Raw genomic sequence first — 15,453 nt, 5'->3', positions numbered from 1 at the left:
GACTGCACATACTGGTCCGGTACATAGTATCAATCATCGCTTTCCTAGACAAACCGCACTGCACTAGGATTTACAGCACTTTTTATAGGCCATCTTTGGCCTTTAAAGTCCATCAAAGTTGCTGGAGTTTGTGCCAAAAATGAGCCACTCAGATTAATTTCCGAGTGGCTCTCTTTCATTTTATTTCCAAATTTTCTCTTTCTCTTGATCAAACTCTTCTTGAGTGATCGCCCCACTGTCCAGCAGCTCTTTGAGCTTAGTCAGCTTTTCTATGGATTGGCTATCGTGTCCTTGATCTTTATACGGGTAGTCTTTAAATCCATTCTTACCTGGAAGACCTAAGCATTGAAAAACAATTAGTAAAAACGCAACAAGTCTAAAAAGATTATATGCTGGCAAATATGCCACAAGACTTGAGTAGGTAAAAAGCAACAATGCAGGAGTAATGCACGCTAAAGTTACTTCTTGCCATTTAACCGGTCTACGCTTGCAGGTAGCAATGTAGATAATACCTAAGACTATTGACCAGATCATAAAGACTAAATACTTGGACATAAACACAGCATCCGTCAATTGGCTATAGTCTAAATACTCAACACAATAAGTAATGAACAAAAGCAGTTCAAACAACGCCAGCACCAATAATAAAATACCGCCTACTAATCTTCTCTTAATCATTATCCTTTACCTCGTGTATAACAGCTGGCAGTTCTCCGTCAACCTTATCTGCATTAACTAAGATTGGGTCAATCCAAATAAATTCCAATGTCCGTTTCCCGTTTCTAGGCCCTCTCCAGTAATGTTGAAAATGTCCTCTGCGATAATGCGGTCGCTTTCCCGTATGACTTCCTGCGTGCGTTTTATTGGTTTGCTTGTATTGCTTGATAGCAGCTCCGTAGCGAAGTCCTACGTCCCATGTGCGTATTTCCCTATAACTATCTTTAGGGTGGCTCGTAGGCCGCTTAAATCGATTCTGGCGTGGTCTAACTTCCGGATTGCCAGTGCAGAGATAGAGCGTCAGCTGCATTGCCTTCTTGACCATATCGAACAGCCTTGGATTTTCCCGCCCCAGTGACATCTTATCCACAGCCTCTTTGATCGTGCTTGCCGAATCATAGGCTATGAAGGCAGGCCAGGCTTCGGCAGTGTTGTTGCAAAAAGTAAATCGCAATTCAACCGCCTTGTTCTTTACATCATATTCTCGGCTGACAAAGAAACCATTCACACCCAGTCCAGGCGCTTGTATGTAGATTGCTGGAAACGGCAGTCTTTCAAATACCACGGTGGGGAGTTTGTCCAGTGGCTGGCTATACAGATCATTGGCTAGCTCGTTATCAAACACATAGATTTCCTTGCTTATCCTCCACGGTGCTAGGGCTGACATGAGAACGGCATCCTGGACCTGCTGAAATACATTTGCTTGGCTTGCCATAGTAATTGTTAGGCAGCGGTTGATTGGAACATAGCACCAGTCAGGCCAATTTCTATTTTCCCTGGCTGATTCAATTTCAGACCAGGCGCTGGGGTATTTGCTGGACGTTAGTTTCAACATCCGTAATGGTAAGCATTTTTCTTTCTTCATTGGCTTTTCCTCCACACCCATATTATAGCAAAACAAAAAAGCCTTACCAGAATTTCTCCGGTAAGGCTTTTCATGTGACAGGCGTGACGGATCTGTCACCCACCCGTAACTCTTACTCCCACAAGGGATTGGGGCACTTTTTGTGACGGAAGTCCCCAATTTTCCCCTATCTCCTATATATACTTCTTCTTCTTCTATATAAAGATATAGAGTAGAGTACGTTTGCGTCACGGTAAGCGACTGAATCCCTTGTGGCTGTAGGGCTGAAGGCCGGTGACACAATCTGTCACACCTGTCACCCTCCACACTGTGTGGACTAAATAGACCCCACTAACCGAACAACAGGTCGTGCACCAGTTGGGAAGATGGTTTCTGTGTCATCATCATTCTTCAATCGCACTTCGAATTGATACAGACCAGCAGGCTGTGCTGCAAGCTTAGTGCCCAGAACACTAATCGTGTCATCATCGGTAATCACAATGTCGCTTGCATCAGTACTAAACAAATACTGGCCTTGCTCATTAGCAACTCTGACCTCAATATCCTCTGGGTCATAGTCATCAGTAAGATACAAGTCCATTTCGTCATCGTATAAATCCAGCGTATAAATCTGGGAAGTGTCGCCCACCTTGGCAACAGTCTCCGCTACGCCTAAACTTAATGCCATATTACTTGACCACCTTTACATACTTAGACAGAATCCATAAGTCCTTGCCAATCAAGTAAGCCTTCCCCTTCTTAAAGGTCTTGCTCTTGGTAGTCTTCCAGCTTGAACCCTGGGCAACGTAATGGTTAGCATACTTGCCGTTTGAACCAATCAAGTTCACCTTCCAGGTTTCCTTGCCAGCGCCCAAACTGTTGACCTTGACCACGTGCGTGGTAACCTTAGGCTTCTTAACAGCTTTCTTAGGTTCGACTTTAATCGTGATCGTGCCAGTCAACTTAATGACGTTTCCTGGATGGATCATGCTCTTGGTTGTCTTGCCATTCAGCTGGGCAAGCAAGCCTGCATCAAGCCCGTAACGCTTGGCAATTGCATACCAGCTGTCGCCTTGCTTGATCGTGTACTTGTTTGACTTAGGAATAGGCTGAACTCCCTGGGCCTTGTTGGTCGCAGCGTTGGCTGGAGTGACTGGAGTCTTCTTTGCCACCTTGCCGGTGGATACCAGACCATTAATCAATTCCACATTGCCATCGATGCCGTACCAGTTGTCAGCATACTGCCACATCCCTACATGATTCATGCTAGGGAAGTAGCCGAAATCTGGTTTGGTTTGCAAGCTAGTTGTCTTGTAACTAGCCACCCAAAGTACATCACCGTACTGCTTGCCAATTGATTCATAGTCTACGTACTGTTTCAGATAGTACGCGCCAGAGTACAGAATAGGCTTGTAGCCTGCCTTCTTTACTGCATCCATGAACGTTTTTACAGCAGCCGTGTTTGCACTCTTTGAATAAGTCGCTCCGGCTTCATAGTCCAGAGCAATTGCTGAGCCAGACTCAAGTCCAAACTTCTTTGCGTCTGAAACGGCCATTTTAGCCATTTGAGCAGCCTTATATTTGTCTGCGCCAAATTGTCCCCAGTAGTACCCGCCAACGTCCAGACCAGCCTTTTTCGCGTTTGAAAGCTGTGCGCTGGCCTTAGGGTTTTGATAGTGGTAACCTTCGCCGCCACCACTGCCGCCCAGCTTGACAAGGACAAACTTAGCTCCCTTAGCCTTCATGCTATTAAAGTAAGTGTATGAACTGTCTTGATAGCTGGACACGTCCATGCCTAAGCGTCGTGTGGAGGCACTGACTGGAGATGCTGACAGGGCCAAAGCAAACGCTCCAGTCGCTAAACTAAGATTTAACTTTCTCACTTGGCACCTCTTTCTTGTATTGGTCCAGCGTCCCCACCTTGGACAATTCTGCCCACTGTGCTTCAACTGCGTTTTCAATCATAGTCAAGTCAGCGTTGTCAATGCCTGCTTGATTGAGTGCATGCTGAACAAAATCAACCGCCTTGGTAAACTTAACATTGCCAGCACCACCAATTTTTTCAGCAGCAACAACGGCAGCTGGTGCTACGCTATTGATAATCTGCAAGGCCAATCTTGCCTTGCTGTCTTGCTTTACAATTTGGCACATGATTGTCCCAATTAAAGCAATCACTGCCAAAATAATATCTACGATAATTTCGTGTGTCATTTTTGCACCTCATCGTCCCCATGATCGCTTGCGTCAGTAAACGTATGCTTCGTACCTAGCTCGTTTTCAAGTTCAATTAAACGTAAGGAATATTTAGAAACCTGCTTAGTTAAATCGTCAATCTCTTTTTGATCTTCAACATGCAGTTGCTCTAAATAAGCATTGCGTTCTCTTTGATCTTTTAAATCTTCACGCAGTGCCGAACGTTCGTCTTGCTGTAGCTCACGATCATTCTTTTGCTTGCTTGTCCAGTAACTAAATAGTGCTATTAGGACTGTGCCTGCCGTGGGAATGATTCTCGTTAACCAGTCCATCAAAGAGGCCATGCGTCAACCATTCCCTTCTATCATTCATCTTCTCTCGTTGGTGATTTCCTTGCCATGTACAAAGTCACCAGGACCATAACCAAGTCGCTAACAGCGCCCCATTCCATGCGGGGAGTAAACGGACGTGCAAAAAGTAAGTGCATCAATTCCGTTAGCCCCATCATTGTATAAAATGAAGAACTGCTAGCAAGCAAAAAACGGTTCATTTTGTATGAACCGTGTTCTTGATATGCCCAGTGAATCATGCCTATCCCAATCAAAATCCCCGTGTATCCTACAATGTCGTCATTGAGAAAATCGGTAATAAATTTTGGATGAGGCGGCCAAAAGAAATAGCGTGTGCTGATTGTAAGCACAAAGCCATTCAAGATTAAGGAAAAGCCAACGATGCAGTGCCAGCCATTATTCAGTAGCCTTTTCATCGTTCTTCTTAGCATCTTGTAATTCCTTCTGGAGTTGTTCAACTTGCACCTGCATCAGCAGCAGGTTGTACTGCAAATCATCAGTCAGCTTGCGATACTTTGCAATAACATCATTTGCGTCAATGTTCATAATTAAGCCTCGCCTAATGCAGCCTTAACGTAAGCTTCCAGCTTCTTCAAGCCCAAGGTTGTGATCTGCGTCTTGTTCAAGCTATCCAAGGTCGTACCGTCAGTTAAATCTGATGCCGTGATTACGAGGGAACCATTGATGTAGTCAGATGCTTCTGTACCACTCAAGTTAATAGTGATTGACTTAGTGCTACCGTCTGAATCTGAGAATTGGTAGCTAATGCCTCTTGCGTTAATCTTCATGATTTATTCTCCTTTATGCGAAAGTTAACTTACTCTTGACAAGTGCAATGACATCCTTTGGTGTCATGTCATCAAAGGTCTTGCCACTTGCCAGTTCTGACTTGTTGATAGTAATTCGGCCATTGACATAATCGCCGGAACCATCGTTTGCGTAGCCGGATACGGAAACGGTCTCACCAGTGATGATCTCATTGTCGTACTTCGGCTCAATATTATTAATTCTTAAATCCATATGTGTTCTCCTTTATAGTTCTCACACACTACAATTATATCGTTCCGGAGGGGAACGTTTGTCTCTAATTAATCTCAATTTACTTTGCTTCTAATTTGTCTAATCTCTTGAGAATTTCTTGCAATACAACTTGGTGATAACCCAGCAAGTTTGCGTCAATTCTGGCAGTGCGTTCTTTGTTAATCAGCATCGGATCCATGTTGTACTCTGGCTTATCGTGAATGTCATCGATAATCCCGGAAACATAGTGCTGACCAGTTTCGTCACTGGTATAGCGGTAGTCGTACATGTCAGTGTTTTGAACGGCCATAAGCGCACGGTCATAGGTCACCTTGGTGATTGCTGTCTTAACTGAAAGCCGGGATGATACCGTGTTTGCCCTCCGAGAAATAACGCTATTGCAGTGCACATTGACCTTACCAGCATCGCTATAACGCTGGCCCAATAATGGGCCAACATTGCCTTGCTGGATATAGAGGTCTCCGGATGGCATATATATTGTGTTCTGGCCCAGACCAATGCCAGACCAGACCTGGAAGCCGACAGAACCAGCATTGTCAAAGTTAGTGCCGTTCCAGTTGGTGACGTAAAGACTGTCGTTAAGACCACGCATTTTACTGCCTGTAAGTCTGAAGTTGCCTGCCTGGACGTCATTCGTTTCAATTCTACCCGCATCGATGTAGGTTCTAGCCAATTGATTAGTAAAGCCGTTGTTGACATCATTCCACGAAGGATATACGGTAAACTTCAGATATGTAGGGGCAAGTGTCGTTATAGCGGCAGACGAATCTCCTCTTAGTCCGCTGATTGACGTATTGTCATTACTGTAGCTCTGTGAAACAATCGTTGACTGTAGCTGAAGGCCACCACTCCCGGCAAACACGTTTGCATCCCGCCAAGCCCAAGGATTATGAAATCCCTGGACTCTTTGATCGACATATCTTTGGTCAGTAGGTAATAAATTGAGTTGACCACGAATTGTAGTGTTACCGTTTAGTTCGATGTTCTTACCATCGATTGTCACACCATCTGGGCTAAGGTTGATAGCTGAGATAAGGTTTGAACTGTTAGGAAGCATAACCCAAGGCGTCCAGTGGTCACCAGTCCACGTGCGCTGATATTGCGTTGGGTCATAGTCCCGCCAAACGGTAACGACAAACCGAGTACCATCGGCTGACCCACGAGACTGAACGTATACCCATGGCTTTAAACCGTCTGGCCCATTGTAGAAGTAATTGCCACTCGTGTCACCATTTATGAACCAGTTCTCATAAGTTGACTTTGTGTAATTGAAGTCCCAAGGACTTGATGCAGATACAGTGTAAGTTTTGTACTTAACCTTCTGATCAACGGCTAAAAGGATATCCTTTGATGTTTGTTGAATCAAAGAGCGGGTAGACGAACCATCGTTTTTTAATTCTTGATAGTAGCTGGTCAGCTTGCTGTTAGTCTGATTAATCGACCCCCACAAGGTGTTGCCTTGGTCATCTTTACCACCAATTGTGGAGTTAAGCTGGCCCCACGCTATTGCAAGATTTTGATCTGATGCTGAACCGTCAGCATTACCAACTGAATTATGAACGGTAATCTTGCTTGCGTTGATAACACCATCGTCAATGTGTGTCTGACCATTAAGGTGGATGTTCTTACCTTCAATACATACACCATCTGGATTTGTATTAATCCCAGCAATCAGCTTATTGTTTACATACGTACCAAGACCAGCTTCGCTGCCATCCAGTTTCAGAAGGGAGCCAACTACGTTGTTGCCTTCGATTCTTGATACACGCGCGCTGATTCCGTCAGCAGTTTCCTTAATCGAAGTTGCTCTGCCATCAACTGCCTTGATCTGGGTATCCAGTTCCTTTGACGTTAATTGCAGGCTGGACACGTTATTCTCTGCATCGTGCAAGCGGGTTGTGAACTGACTAGCCGTAACCTGGAGGGAGGAAATATTACCCTTCGCGTCCTTCATGTCTGCGGTGAGCCCACTTGCTGTCTGCTGGAGGGAGGTGATATCGCCATTGGACGGTTTCCATGGAGTGGCTGTTTCGCCATATTCAATTTGGTATTTGCGAGTGTAAACGTTGTCTGATTCCGTCGTTGAGAAGTACGTTACCCAGTTGTGGCCGCCAGATGTTACCTTACCGGAAACATGGTAACGAACCCACTCGGTCGTAAGTGGAGCATCTGTTAAGAAGTTGCCTTCAAGCCCCATCACACAAATCTTGGCTTTGCCGTTGTCGCACCGTGCATCAAACGAAAGCGTGTAAGTCTGACCCACCGTGTTGTTGCCGCCCCACCAAATACCTTGCCATTCCTCCGGCTTCATAACGCATTTGTGCTCAGTTACCTTTTCTGAATCATTGTATGTGTCTGATTGATTTATAGAGCTAGAGCCAGAACCCGCCCACCAGGCTAAAGGCCAAGAGAAATCACTAGTCCCAGAAAGCAAGTTAACCCCACCATTGCTCAGCGTGCTGGTGATGCTGTCTGCCCGCTGTTGGAGAGTGCTGATCTGATTGTTTGCGTTAGCCATGCTGGAGGTTAGACTGTCCGCCTTGGCCTTGACACTGGCAATGTCATGATTGGCGTTAGTGAGGTCTGTTCTGACTGAATCAGCCGTAACCTTGACGCTAGCAACATCATCCTTTGTGTTGGTGATCTGGGTTTGCAAGTCGCTTGCTGTTTGTTCCAGTTTAGACACATTACCTTGCGTGTCGGCAACCTTGCTGGTTAGGCCGTCTGCAGTGAGCTTTAATTGCGCAAGGCTGTTGTCATCTGGACACCAAATACGAGGATTGCGGAACTTCAAGTAAGTCCCAGTCGTCACGTCAACAACGTCAGTGAAGTTAAAAATATCAAACATACGGAGCAAATGAGTAGCTTCACTAGCTGTTGGTGTGTATGACCCAATAAGCCTATAAGTGTTATTTCCCAGTTTAACAAGCGTTGCATTTTCTACCCTATGACTTCCACCTGCAAACCACGTCCATTTCATGCCGTCAGTGACCTTTGCATCAGTTTCAAAGATGATCGACTGCATGTAGGTTTTACCTGCTTGCCATGGGATATTTAACGTAAACCCAGCAGTCTGCGGGAGGACTTCTGGATGTATTTTAGTTGTAGGTAACTGGATGTATGAGTTACTGTCTTGCCAAGTCGTGTTGGCAATCCCGTAACCCATGACAAATGGCTGATCGAGATTTGGAATTAAATCAATAGCCGCACCGCCCACAGTTGCGCTTAACCCATCAGCATCCTGCTGTAGTTGTGAAATCTTGTCGGACTGGTCAGTCACGGTAGACTGTAAGCCTTTAGCCGTCTGTTGTAATTGTGAGATATTACCATTTGCATCGGCCATTTGCGCTGTCAGACTATCAGCCGTAGCCTTGACCGCAGCCACGTCTCCCTTGGTGTTAACCAGATCGGTTTTGACTGCGTTAGCTGTTTGCGTCACCGAGGAAATGTCGCCCTGTGCGTTGGTGACCTGGGCTTGAATTTGGTCAGCTGTTTGCTTGATTTGGGAGATTGAATCATCTACGTCTTCCGGAGCTGGAGACCAATCGGTTGCCAAGTTGCCCTTTTTTACAAATAAGCCCTTGTACGATAACGTTCCGGCTGGAAAATTGTCTGTTCTGATTCTTAAATTGAATTTACTGTTTTTAAGATTGTCAGCGGTCAGTGTAAGGTATTGAACGAGTGTTGTGGTTGCGCCATCTGGACATACTTTAGAAATATCATACGAAGGAGAACCAATGCTACCGGCATTCCAAACCGTGACATTTCCTGGGCCTTGTAATTGAAATTTGCCAGATTGAATACCACTGTTTTTTATCGTATAACCGATTGTTACAGTATCACCTATTTGCAAATCGTCTGGGTAGAAAACGCCAAAGTCTGGTGTACAGTAATTAGTTGCGCCTGTAAATCCAGTTAATGTTTGCCACTCGTTTGAAGTGTTGCGTGCATAGTTTCTGTCACCAGCGTGCAAATTGCTTACCGTGCTAGTTAAACCGTTAGCTGTCTGTTGAAGCTGTGAAATGTTCCCCTCAGCATTGCCAACCCGTGATGTCAGTCCATTTGCCGTTTGTTGTAAGCTACTGATATCCCCCTTAGCATTAGTCAAGTCTGACTGGAGCTTAGTTGCCGTCTGTTGAAGGCCAGACACGTTACCTTCTGTATTGCTTACTCTAGTGGTTAGCCCACTAGTCGTCTGTTGAAGACTGCTTACATTTCCTTCTGCATTTGACATTCTCGTGGTCAAACTGTCAGCCGTTTGTTTGACCGAAGAAATGTTGTTTTTATTATCTGTGATCTGTGATTGCAAACTATTTGCTGTAGCTTTAACAGAAGCAACATCACCCTTGGTATTGGTCAAGTCCGCCTTGATCGCATCGGCCGTTACTTTCAGCTGAGCTATGTCACCATTAGACGGCTTCCAAGCTGTGCGGTTTGGGCCAAGTTCAAGCTTAACATCTTTGTAACTCAATGTAATTGTGCCTGAACTGTCACCACACCCGACAACCACGTTCCATACCGACCAACCACTCGGCATTGTGTAGGTTACTTGTGACCAACCACTACCTCCGGCAGGGATTTTATTACCCAGAAAACGTCCTTTGTCTGTATACATTTGCACCCAAGCCTCTTTTGATGGATTTTCAATCCATGCACTAAGAGTGACTGTTTCACCGTCTATTGAGTGTGTCGGAATAATGTCGCTTTTAGATGATTCCCACATCCAAGCTTGACCGGTAAAGGTCTTGAGTGTATCACTAGAGTCATTTAGCAGATTGTTGCCACCGCCTACTACTGTCGTGCTGATCTCCTCAGCCGTGTGCTTGACTTCTGCAATAGCATCGCTATTAAACATAATCATGCTGTTGGCTGTAGACAAGCTACCACTAAGCTGTCCAGTCTGCCTTTGCAGTTCTGAGGTAGTCGTAGCCAGACTATTTCTAGTAGCCTCCAAGCTGGTCTTTGCCACTGACAGATCGTTGCTTGCCTGCTTCACACCATTTCTCAGATCGTTGTCCACTGCAGCCAAACTGTTTTTAGCGTTGTTCAGATCATTGGCTATTTCACTGGTAGCTGTTGCAAGGCTTGTCTTAGTATCGACCAAACTGGTCTTAACATTAGCCAAATCGTTGGTAGTCGTTGCTAGACTATTTCTAGTATCATTCAAAGAGCCTCTGATAGTGTCCATATTGGAATGCAAACTCTCATCCACTGCATGGAGACTATTTGCTGTACTGTGGAGGTCTGCCAATGACAAACTGTTTTGTACACGTAAACTTTCAAGATGACTGTCAACTTCACTAGTTGCTGTGATTGCAGAGTTGTACAAACTTTCTTCCACAGTTGACATAGAGTTCCAGCTTGATTCCATGTCTGACCGCAGGCTCGCTACTGCACTATCGTTTTGGTGCTGGCCTTCATAGATTTGGCTCTTAACCCAGGAAAGATTAGATTCAAATTCTTTTTGCGCTGTGTTCAATGCTTCAATAGTTTCAGAGTTGGCTTCGTCCCATGCCATTTTATATTTATTGGCTACCGTTACCGCTTGATTGGCTGCCTGCTGAGCTTGATTCGCGGCTAAGCCATTTGCTGTAACATTGACCGAAACTGATTTGCTTTTCATCTTTATCTCCCCTTTAATGGAATTTCAAAAACAGGTTCGATTCTCGTAATGCTATTGCCATTAGTATTCGCACAATTGAACGACACTAACAACTTGCCATCTCTGTATGACAATGCTTCGGGTTCAACTACGTTGCAGTCAACTGGAGTGTGGATATAGTCCAGGAAGTTGTATTCCAGTTCAAAGACTTGCCCCTTGTGCTCCATGTTGACGCCGTAAAGCACCCGCCTGTCGTGCATGTCATAGTCACCGCTATGCCAAAATACGTATGGGTATTTGATCGCCGGAGACTGCCAAGTCTGAGTTTGCGGATTCCAGTCGTAATCAGTAAGCACTGTGTTTTGAGTTGGCTTAAAATTGCCTGCCATTAAATCTGTCAGCTTAACAGTGTAAGCATGCCAATCTTTGCTGAACACTACCACACAATAGCCGCTGTCATTATCTAAGCTTGTATAGAAATAGTCGGGACTGGTATAGCCAATTTTGAAATCATCACGGCTCGTCTTGTTGTCTGAAACCTTAACATTGGTTTGCTGTAGCATAAACTTAATTCGTGTAAATCTGTACTTATTGCTGGAATCATCATTATTGTACGTGTTCATGTAAACATAACAGTAGTCGCTGTTTACTTCCTGCACACCAAAGCAAGAACCGTGACCACCGCTGGCAATTCTGGCTGAGCCTAAAACATTGCCGCTTGTTGAATAGTGAATCAATGCACAGTCATTGTCATACTTGTTCAGGCCATCGCCTACGCCTTCAAGAGAGTACGTAGTCACAAGCGAGCCATCACTCAACCTCCAAGCGTTCTGCAAAGCCACCTGGTGGCCGAACGCTTCGTGTGGTAGTTGAGCCACGCTAACGCTAGCTGTCTGGTCTGGATAGATTTCAGCATCGCTGGTAAGGTAGTCGTTATCTACTTGTGCTCTATAGTTGCCCAGGTCTTTGCTGGTCAATGTCTGGGAATAGCCATACAAGGTCTTTTCATACTCGCCAATTGAACTATCATCGACCGTGCCATCTAAACTTATTGTGTCTGACTTGTATTTCAAAAATTCAAAGCCTTGATTTTGAACATAGCCGCTGATGTTAGTTCCCATTGACCAAGCTTGGATATAGAATCGCTTAGTTTGGTCACTGCCTTTAAAGTCAGTACCATCCGGAGTGAGCACAGAAACTGAGATGTTTGCAGCATCCTCCTTAGCCGCTTTAAGAGCCTTCTGAATGTTAGTGCTATAGTTAGCCAGCCATGCAGGCGTAACCCGTCTAACGGTCACAAATTCACCAAATGAAACAGTATTTTGACTTGGGTCAGCAAATGAAAATGTCTTGCTGATTACTCTTTGGTAGGTAGTAATTTCTGGGTCAGCCAAAAAGTCTTTAGTTCTTACAGTAGCGCCCAGTTTCGGATTGAAAGTGTGGGTGCATTGCAAGGTATAGCTGATTCTTGGGTGATTATACATCTTCAAAAGCTTAGCGCCGTACATCATCAGACCTGCTGCATCTGTGATATTGTCTGTGGTAATCACCCCGTCAAGCCAGTGCTTACCATCACTGTATTCAGCGTTTGCATCACTATCGTAGACATAAGAAAAGCCCTTATCATGTTTGATAGGGCCAGATGTGTAATTGTCAGCTTTCGCCATTGTTTCGCCGTTAGGGCCGATGACAGTAAGCCGAGTGATAACGTCACCGTTCGTTTGTTGACTGAGGGCTGTTACGTTCTTTCCTACATAAGCTTCGCCATAATAGCCAGAGTCAATTTCTGGTGCGACTTGAAAAATCTTTTTAGTTACATAGTTGCCTTTATACTCTACGTAAAAGTCACACTCAAGATTATATTGCTGCAAGAGCGTTTGGAGCATTGCTGAACTCTTAGTGTTTGCATTGAACTCCACATCACCAGTAACAGAATAATTCTGAATTGCACTAAAGTCTGCATTCCAGTCCATATCCTGCAAGAGCCAATAGAAAGCGGTCTTTGCTGATGCACTCTTCATTGACTTCTTCTGTGTCATTCTGTAGTGCAAATCCCACAAGCCCAGGTTAACCAGCTGGGCAGTGAGCACGTGAGCACCACTAGCATTCAAAGTTCTTTCCACATTCCAAATCTTCATTACATACCAGCGCTCTTGAGGCTCATCATAGTATGCTAGGCAATTGCCAATCTTGATTTTTTCTGAGTCAGTGCCTGGCTTTTCAAGAACTGAAATGCTACCGGAGTGGTCAAAGTTCTTTGACTCAGCATTAAGGTTAGGATTGTTTTCATTTGTTGGAGCTTGAGGTGATTCGCCGTATGATGATGAGGATTGGTCTGCGTCCGCAACCTGGTGCGTAATCGTATCGCCGTAAAATTCAGTCTTGCCGCCAATTTTCAAAACGCCAATCGCCATCAAGTCCTCGTTCAGAATCCGGTATTGTCCGTATTCGCTTACTGCCATTTAATTAATCACGCTCCTTTAAAGCATTCTTGGTGCCCACTCAATCTTATATGTTGCTCCAGTCAAATCTCCATCACTCTTGAAATGCAGAGTGTTGATCTTCTGTGGCGTAAGTGTAGGATAATTAGTCCCCCAAGTTGGTTGGGCTGCTACACCATTCTTTTCAACCTTAGTTTCAATTGAACTAAAGGTTACATGATCGCCACTTGAGATAGTTACGTTAGGATAGCTCTTAATATCCTTTGGTGCATACATATTGTAGTACTCTTCATTCATTGCCCAGATTGAACAATGTGTCATACTCAATGAACAAGATCTATAGATTTCAAATGGAGTAACCGTATCTTCCATAATTGAGTGCTTAAAGAATCCACAAGCAACACGACTTAATGAAACGTCTCCAGTTGGAACGTTCGGCACTGGTGTACTCTTATACTTTGTGAATGACCAACCGTCCTTCATGTGATTTCCATTGCTGTCCAGCTTGTAAGCTTCGATGTAGAACTTACCAAACTCCCGGCTGAGAGTAACTTCAATCCACCCGTTAGTAAATGCGTTTTCCTCATTCTTAGTCTTTTCAGTGTAATAACTGTATTGGTATGATGTTTTCTTTTCCGGCCTAGTAGTCGTGCTTGTGCTTGAACTAGAGTGAGAAGTAATTGCCCTGCTCTTGCCACTTCTCTTTGTCTTGGAAGTTCGTGTGGTTGATGAGGTAGACCTTCTTGAAGTCTTGCTTACAACCTTCCGGACAATTGTTGTGATTGATTTGGTCTTGTATGGAACTCTAACGATCTGGTCGTTTCTCTTGGTCTGACCTCTAAGAGCAGCCTTGGAATCACTTACCAGAGTAAGTACGTTTGCTTGGTCACTCCATGCACTACCAGGTTTGCAAAATTGCATAATCAGAGTTGGGGCTTCACCAGTTGATGAATCTTTAATCCCGGCTCTAAAGAATGCGTTGTTGCTTGCATCCAGCAGCAGAAACTCAATATCGCCCATAGCTCTAGCATTATGTGGGTGTCCATTGCCATACTTTGTATGGTGGATTCTAAAAGTGATCTTGAAATTATTCATGGCCGTGCTTGTGTCAGCTGGAATAATCCCGGTGCTTACAATTACAGGCCCATACCATGGAGTACCAGTAGGCACACCATTATTGGTTGTTCTCATCACCTCGTCAGTCCCATAATTTTGAACGCTATAGCTCTTGCCATCAGTCGGCTTTAATTCCTTGTTCTTAGGATACTCGCTAGGCTTATAGCCCTTTACCTTACGAGTGCCTACGGTAATCTTCGTACCCTCGGTCGTAACTGCCCCGCCAATGGTTTGACCTACTGAATCGTGTCCCCATTGAAGGTTTGCAAAGTTCTGTGAGATAGTAGCTTGGTCAGTTACCCAGTTTGCCAATGTACCCGATACTGAGTTGGCAATATCAACAAGATTAGTTGGATCCCACTTTGTTGGAATCAGATTGTTTGTTTCTGATGTACCATTTGAGCTAGACCAGCTGCCTACTTCAGAGCTGTCATCGCCAATTGCCATGACACCACCGTTGTCAGTAATAAAGCCTATATGACGAGCCGCCTTGTTGCTGGCATATAAGACTTCAGCTTCAAACTCAGCTGGAGCTGTACCGTCATTGTAATTTATTTTTACTTCTGTGTTATCGTTTGAGGTGAATACGCCTTGTACTGTGTGCATAGGAAGATATGCACGTGGGTCGGAGCACTCAAACGTAATGTCACAGGTAAAGTCCCTGGTCTCATCATCATGTAAATATTGCGGAGCACCAATACTAGTAACGTGACCAATATAGTGTTTGTGCGCATGATAACCGAAGCCAGATACACTTTCATTACCAAATACTAATTCGTATTCTAGTGTTGGATTGCTAGGATTAAACTTGATAAAGGCCTGGGCAATGTTTTCTCTGATCTCTTGCTCTAACCGTTCATCAGTCCCACACTTTGCAAAGATCTGAAAGTTGATTTCCCTGCTTTCATAGTTCATGCCTTCATAGAAATTCCCGTACTTGCCCGGAATGCTTTCATTTACGGCACTCATGGTTGGCCCAATAGAGATCGAACTTTTGACTGGCCGAACCTTAATATCCTTGATAAAAGAAAGCCCGTTAATCCAAGCATCATCATTACTAATGGTGTCTGGATCAACAGGTGTGTGATGTTCCATATCAATCATGAGTTCACCCCTAAATTAAATACCCGCCCTATCCCGTGGCTATAA

The 15,453-nt window shown here is 44.6% G+C and carries 13 protein-coding genes; all 13 read right to left on the bottom strand.

Going from position 1 to position 15,453, the window contains the following annotated elements:
• Window positions 1-180: 180 nt before the first annotated feature.
• The 13 genes from QP860_RS07695 to QP860_RS07635 all read right to left on the bottom strand — a co-directional run bounded on the left by QP860_RS07695 (window position 181) and on the right by QP860_RS07635 (window position 15,408).
• Window positions 181-678, bottom strand: coding sequence for an SHOCT domain-containing protein (locus QP860_RS07695; protein ID WP_013439720.1), 498 nt, complete (start codon window positions 676-678; stop codon window positions 181-183).
• Window positions 671-1,582 carry an AcrVA2 family anti-CRISPR protein gene (locus QP860_RS07690; RefSeq protein ID WP_041811817.1) on the bottom strand — a complete coding sequence of 304 codons (912 nt, stop codon included), beginning with the start codon at window positions 1,580-1,582 and terminating at the stop codon, window positions 671-673. Before QP860_RS07690 ends, QP860_RS07695 begins: the two co-directional genes overlap by 8 nt.
• Before the next feature lie 316 nt (window positions 1,583-1,898).
• Complete coding sequence (locus tag QP860_RS07685; protein WP_016057819.1) at window positions 1,899-2,249, bottom strand: hypothetical protein; 351 nt, start codon at window positions 2,247-2,249, stop codon at window positions 1,899-1,901.
• 1 nt (window position 2,250) lies between these two features.
• Window positions 2,251-3,444 carry a GH25 family lysozyme gene (locus QP860_RS07680; RefSeq protein ID WP_013439722.1) on the bottom strand — a complete coding sequence of 398 codons (1,194 nt, stop codon included), beginning with the start codon at window positions 3,442-3,444 and terminating at the stop codon, window positions 2,251-2,253.
• On the bottom strand, window positions 3,425-3,772 hold the full coding sequence (locus tag QP860_RS07675; protein WP_013439723.1) for a phage holin, LLH family: 348 nt from the start codon (window positions 3,770-3,772) through the stop codon (window positions 3,425-3,427). Before QP860_RS07675 ends, QP860_RS07680 begins: the two co-directional genes overlap by 20 nt.
• Entirely contained in the window at window positions 3,769-4,098 is a 330-nt protein-coding gene (locus QP860_RS07670) for a hypothetical protein (protein WP_041811822.1), read from the bottom strand. Before QP860_RS07670 ends, QP860_RS07675 begins: the two co-directional genes overlap by 4 nt.
• Window positions 4,099-4,118: 20 nt before the next feature.
• The gene (locus QP860_RS07665) at window positions 4,119-4,535 is read right to left on the bottom strand and encodes a hypothetical protein (protein WP_041811825.1); all 417 of its coding nucleotides are present in this window, start codon (window positions 4,533-4,535) and stop codon (window positions 4,119-4,121) included.
• Window positions 4,501-4,650 carry a hypothetical protein gene (locus QP860_RS07660; protein ID WP_013439724.1) on the bottom strand — a complete coding sequence of 50 codons (150 nt, stop codon included), beginning with the start codon at window positions 4,648-4,650 and terminating at the stop codon, window positions 4,501-4,503. Before QP860_RS07660 ends, QP860_RS07665 begins: the two co-directional genes overlap by 35 nt.
• 2 nt (window positions 4,651-4,652) lie before the next feature.
• Window positions 4,653-4,892 (bottom strand): hypothetical protein, encoded by a 240-nt coding sequence (locus QP860_RS07655; protein ID WP_013439725.1) that lies wholly within the window; start codon window positions 4,890-4,892, stop codon window positions 4,653-4,655.
• Window positions 4,893-4,905: 13 nt separating this feature from the next.
• On the bottom strand, window positions 4,906-5,124 hold the full coding sequence (locus QP860_RS07650) for a hypothetical protein (RefSeq protein ID WP_013439726.1): 219 nt from the start codon (window positions 5,122-5,124) through the stop codon (window positions 4,906-4,908).
• 79 nt (window positions 5,125-5,203) lie between these two features.
• Window positions 5,204-10,768, bottom strand: coding sequence for a gp58-like family protein (locus QP860_RS07645; protein ID WP_013439727.1), 5,565 nt, complete (start codon window positions 10,766-10,768; stop codon window positions 5,204-5,206).
• A gap of 2 nt (window positions 10,769-10,770) precedes the next feature.
• Window positions 10,771-13,209, bottom strand: coding sequence for a phage tail spike protein (locus QP860_RS07640; RefSeq protein ID WP_013439728.1), 2,439 nt, complete (start codon window positions 13,207-13,209; stop codon window positions 10,771-10,773).
• An 18-nt stretch (window positions 13,210-13,227) separates the two neighbouring features.
• Window positions 13,228-15,408 (bottom strand): phage tail family protein, encoded by a 2,181-nt coding sequence (locus QP860_RS07635; protein WP_013439729.1) that lies wholly within the window; start codon window positions 15,406-15,408, stop codon window positions 13,228-13,230.
• Between the last annotated feature and the right edge of the window lie 45 nt (window positions 15,409-15,453).

Origin of the sequence: Aerococcus sp. UMB1112A (assembly GCF_030230715.1) — a bacterium.
GTDB lineage: Bacteria > Bacillota > Bacilli > Lactobacillales > Aerococcaceae > Aerococcus.
This window is presented reverse-complemented; position numbering and strand designations above follow the sequence as displayed.

What these genes read in the sequence shown, in the direction of transcription:
- QP860_RS07635 (WP_013439729.1), bottom strand. Translation starts at nt 15,408, where the DNA reads ATGATTGATATGGAACATCACACACCTGTTGATCCAGACACCATTAGT.
- QP860_RS07665 (WP_041811825.1), bottom strand. Translation starts at nt 4,535, where the DNA reads ATGCTAAGAAGAACGATGAAAAGGCTACTGAATAATGGCTGGCACTGC.
- QP860_RS07670 (WP_041811822.1), bottom strand. Translation starts at nt 4,098, where the DNA reads ATGGCCTCTTTGATGGACTGGTTAACGAGAATCATTCCCACGGCAGGC.
- QP860_RS07650 (WP_013439726.1), bottom strand. Translation starts at nt 5,124, where the DNA reads ATGGATTTAAGAATTAATAATATTGAGCCGAAGTACGACAATGAGATC.
- QP860_RS07645 (WP_013439727.1), bottom strand. Translation starts at nt 10,768, where the DNA reads ATGAAAAGCAAATCAGTTTCGGTCAATGTTACAGCAAATGGCTTAGCC.
- QP860_RS07675 (WP_013439723.1), bottom strand. Translation starts at nt 3,772, where the DNA reads ATGACACACGAAATTATCGTAGATATTATTTTGGCAGTGATTGCTTTA.
- QP860_RS07685 (WP_016057819.1), bottom strand. Translation starts at nt 2,249, where the DNA reads ATGGCATTAAGTTTAGGCGTAGCGGAGACTGTTGCCAAGGTGGGCGAC.
- QP860_RS07655 (WP_013439725.1), bottom strand. Translation starts at nt 4,892, where the DNA reads ATGAAGATTAACGCAAGAGGCATTAGCTACCAATTCTCAGATTCAGAC.
- QP860_RS07695 (WP_013439720.1), bottom strand. Translation starts at nt 678, where the DNA reads ATGATTAAGAGAAGATTAGTAGGCGGTATTTTATTATTGGTGCTGGCG.
- QP860_RS07690 (WP_041811817.1), bottom strand. Translation starts at nt 1,582, where the DNA reads ATGAAGAAAGAAAAATGCTTACCATTACGGATGTTGAAACTAACGTCC.
- QP860_RS07660 (WP_013439724.1), bottom strand. Translation starts at nt 4,650, where the DNA reads ATGAACATTGACGCAAATGATGTTATTGCAAAGTATCGCAAGCTGACT.
- QP860_RS07640 (WP_013439728.1), bottom strand. Translation starts at nt 13,209, where the DNA reads ATGGCAGTAAGCGAATACGGACAATACCGGATTCTGAACGAGGACTTG.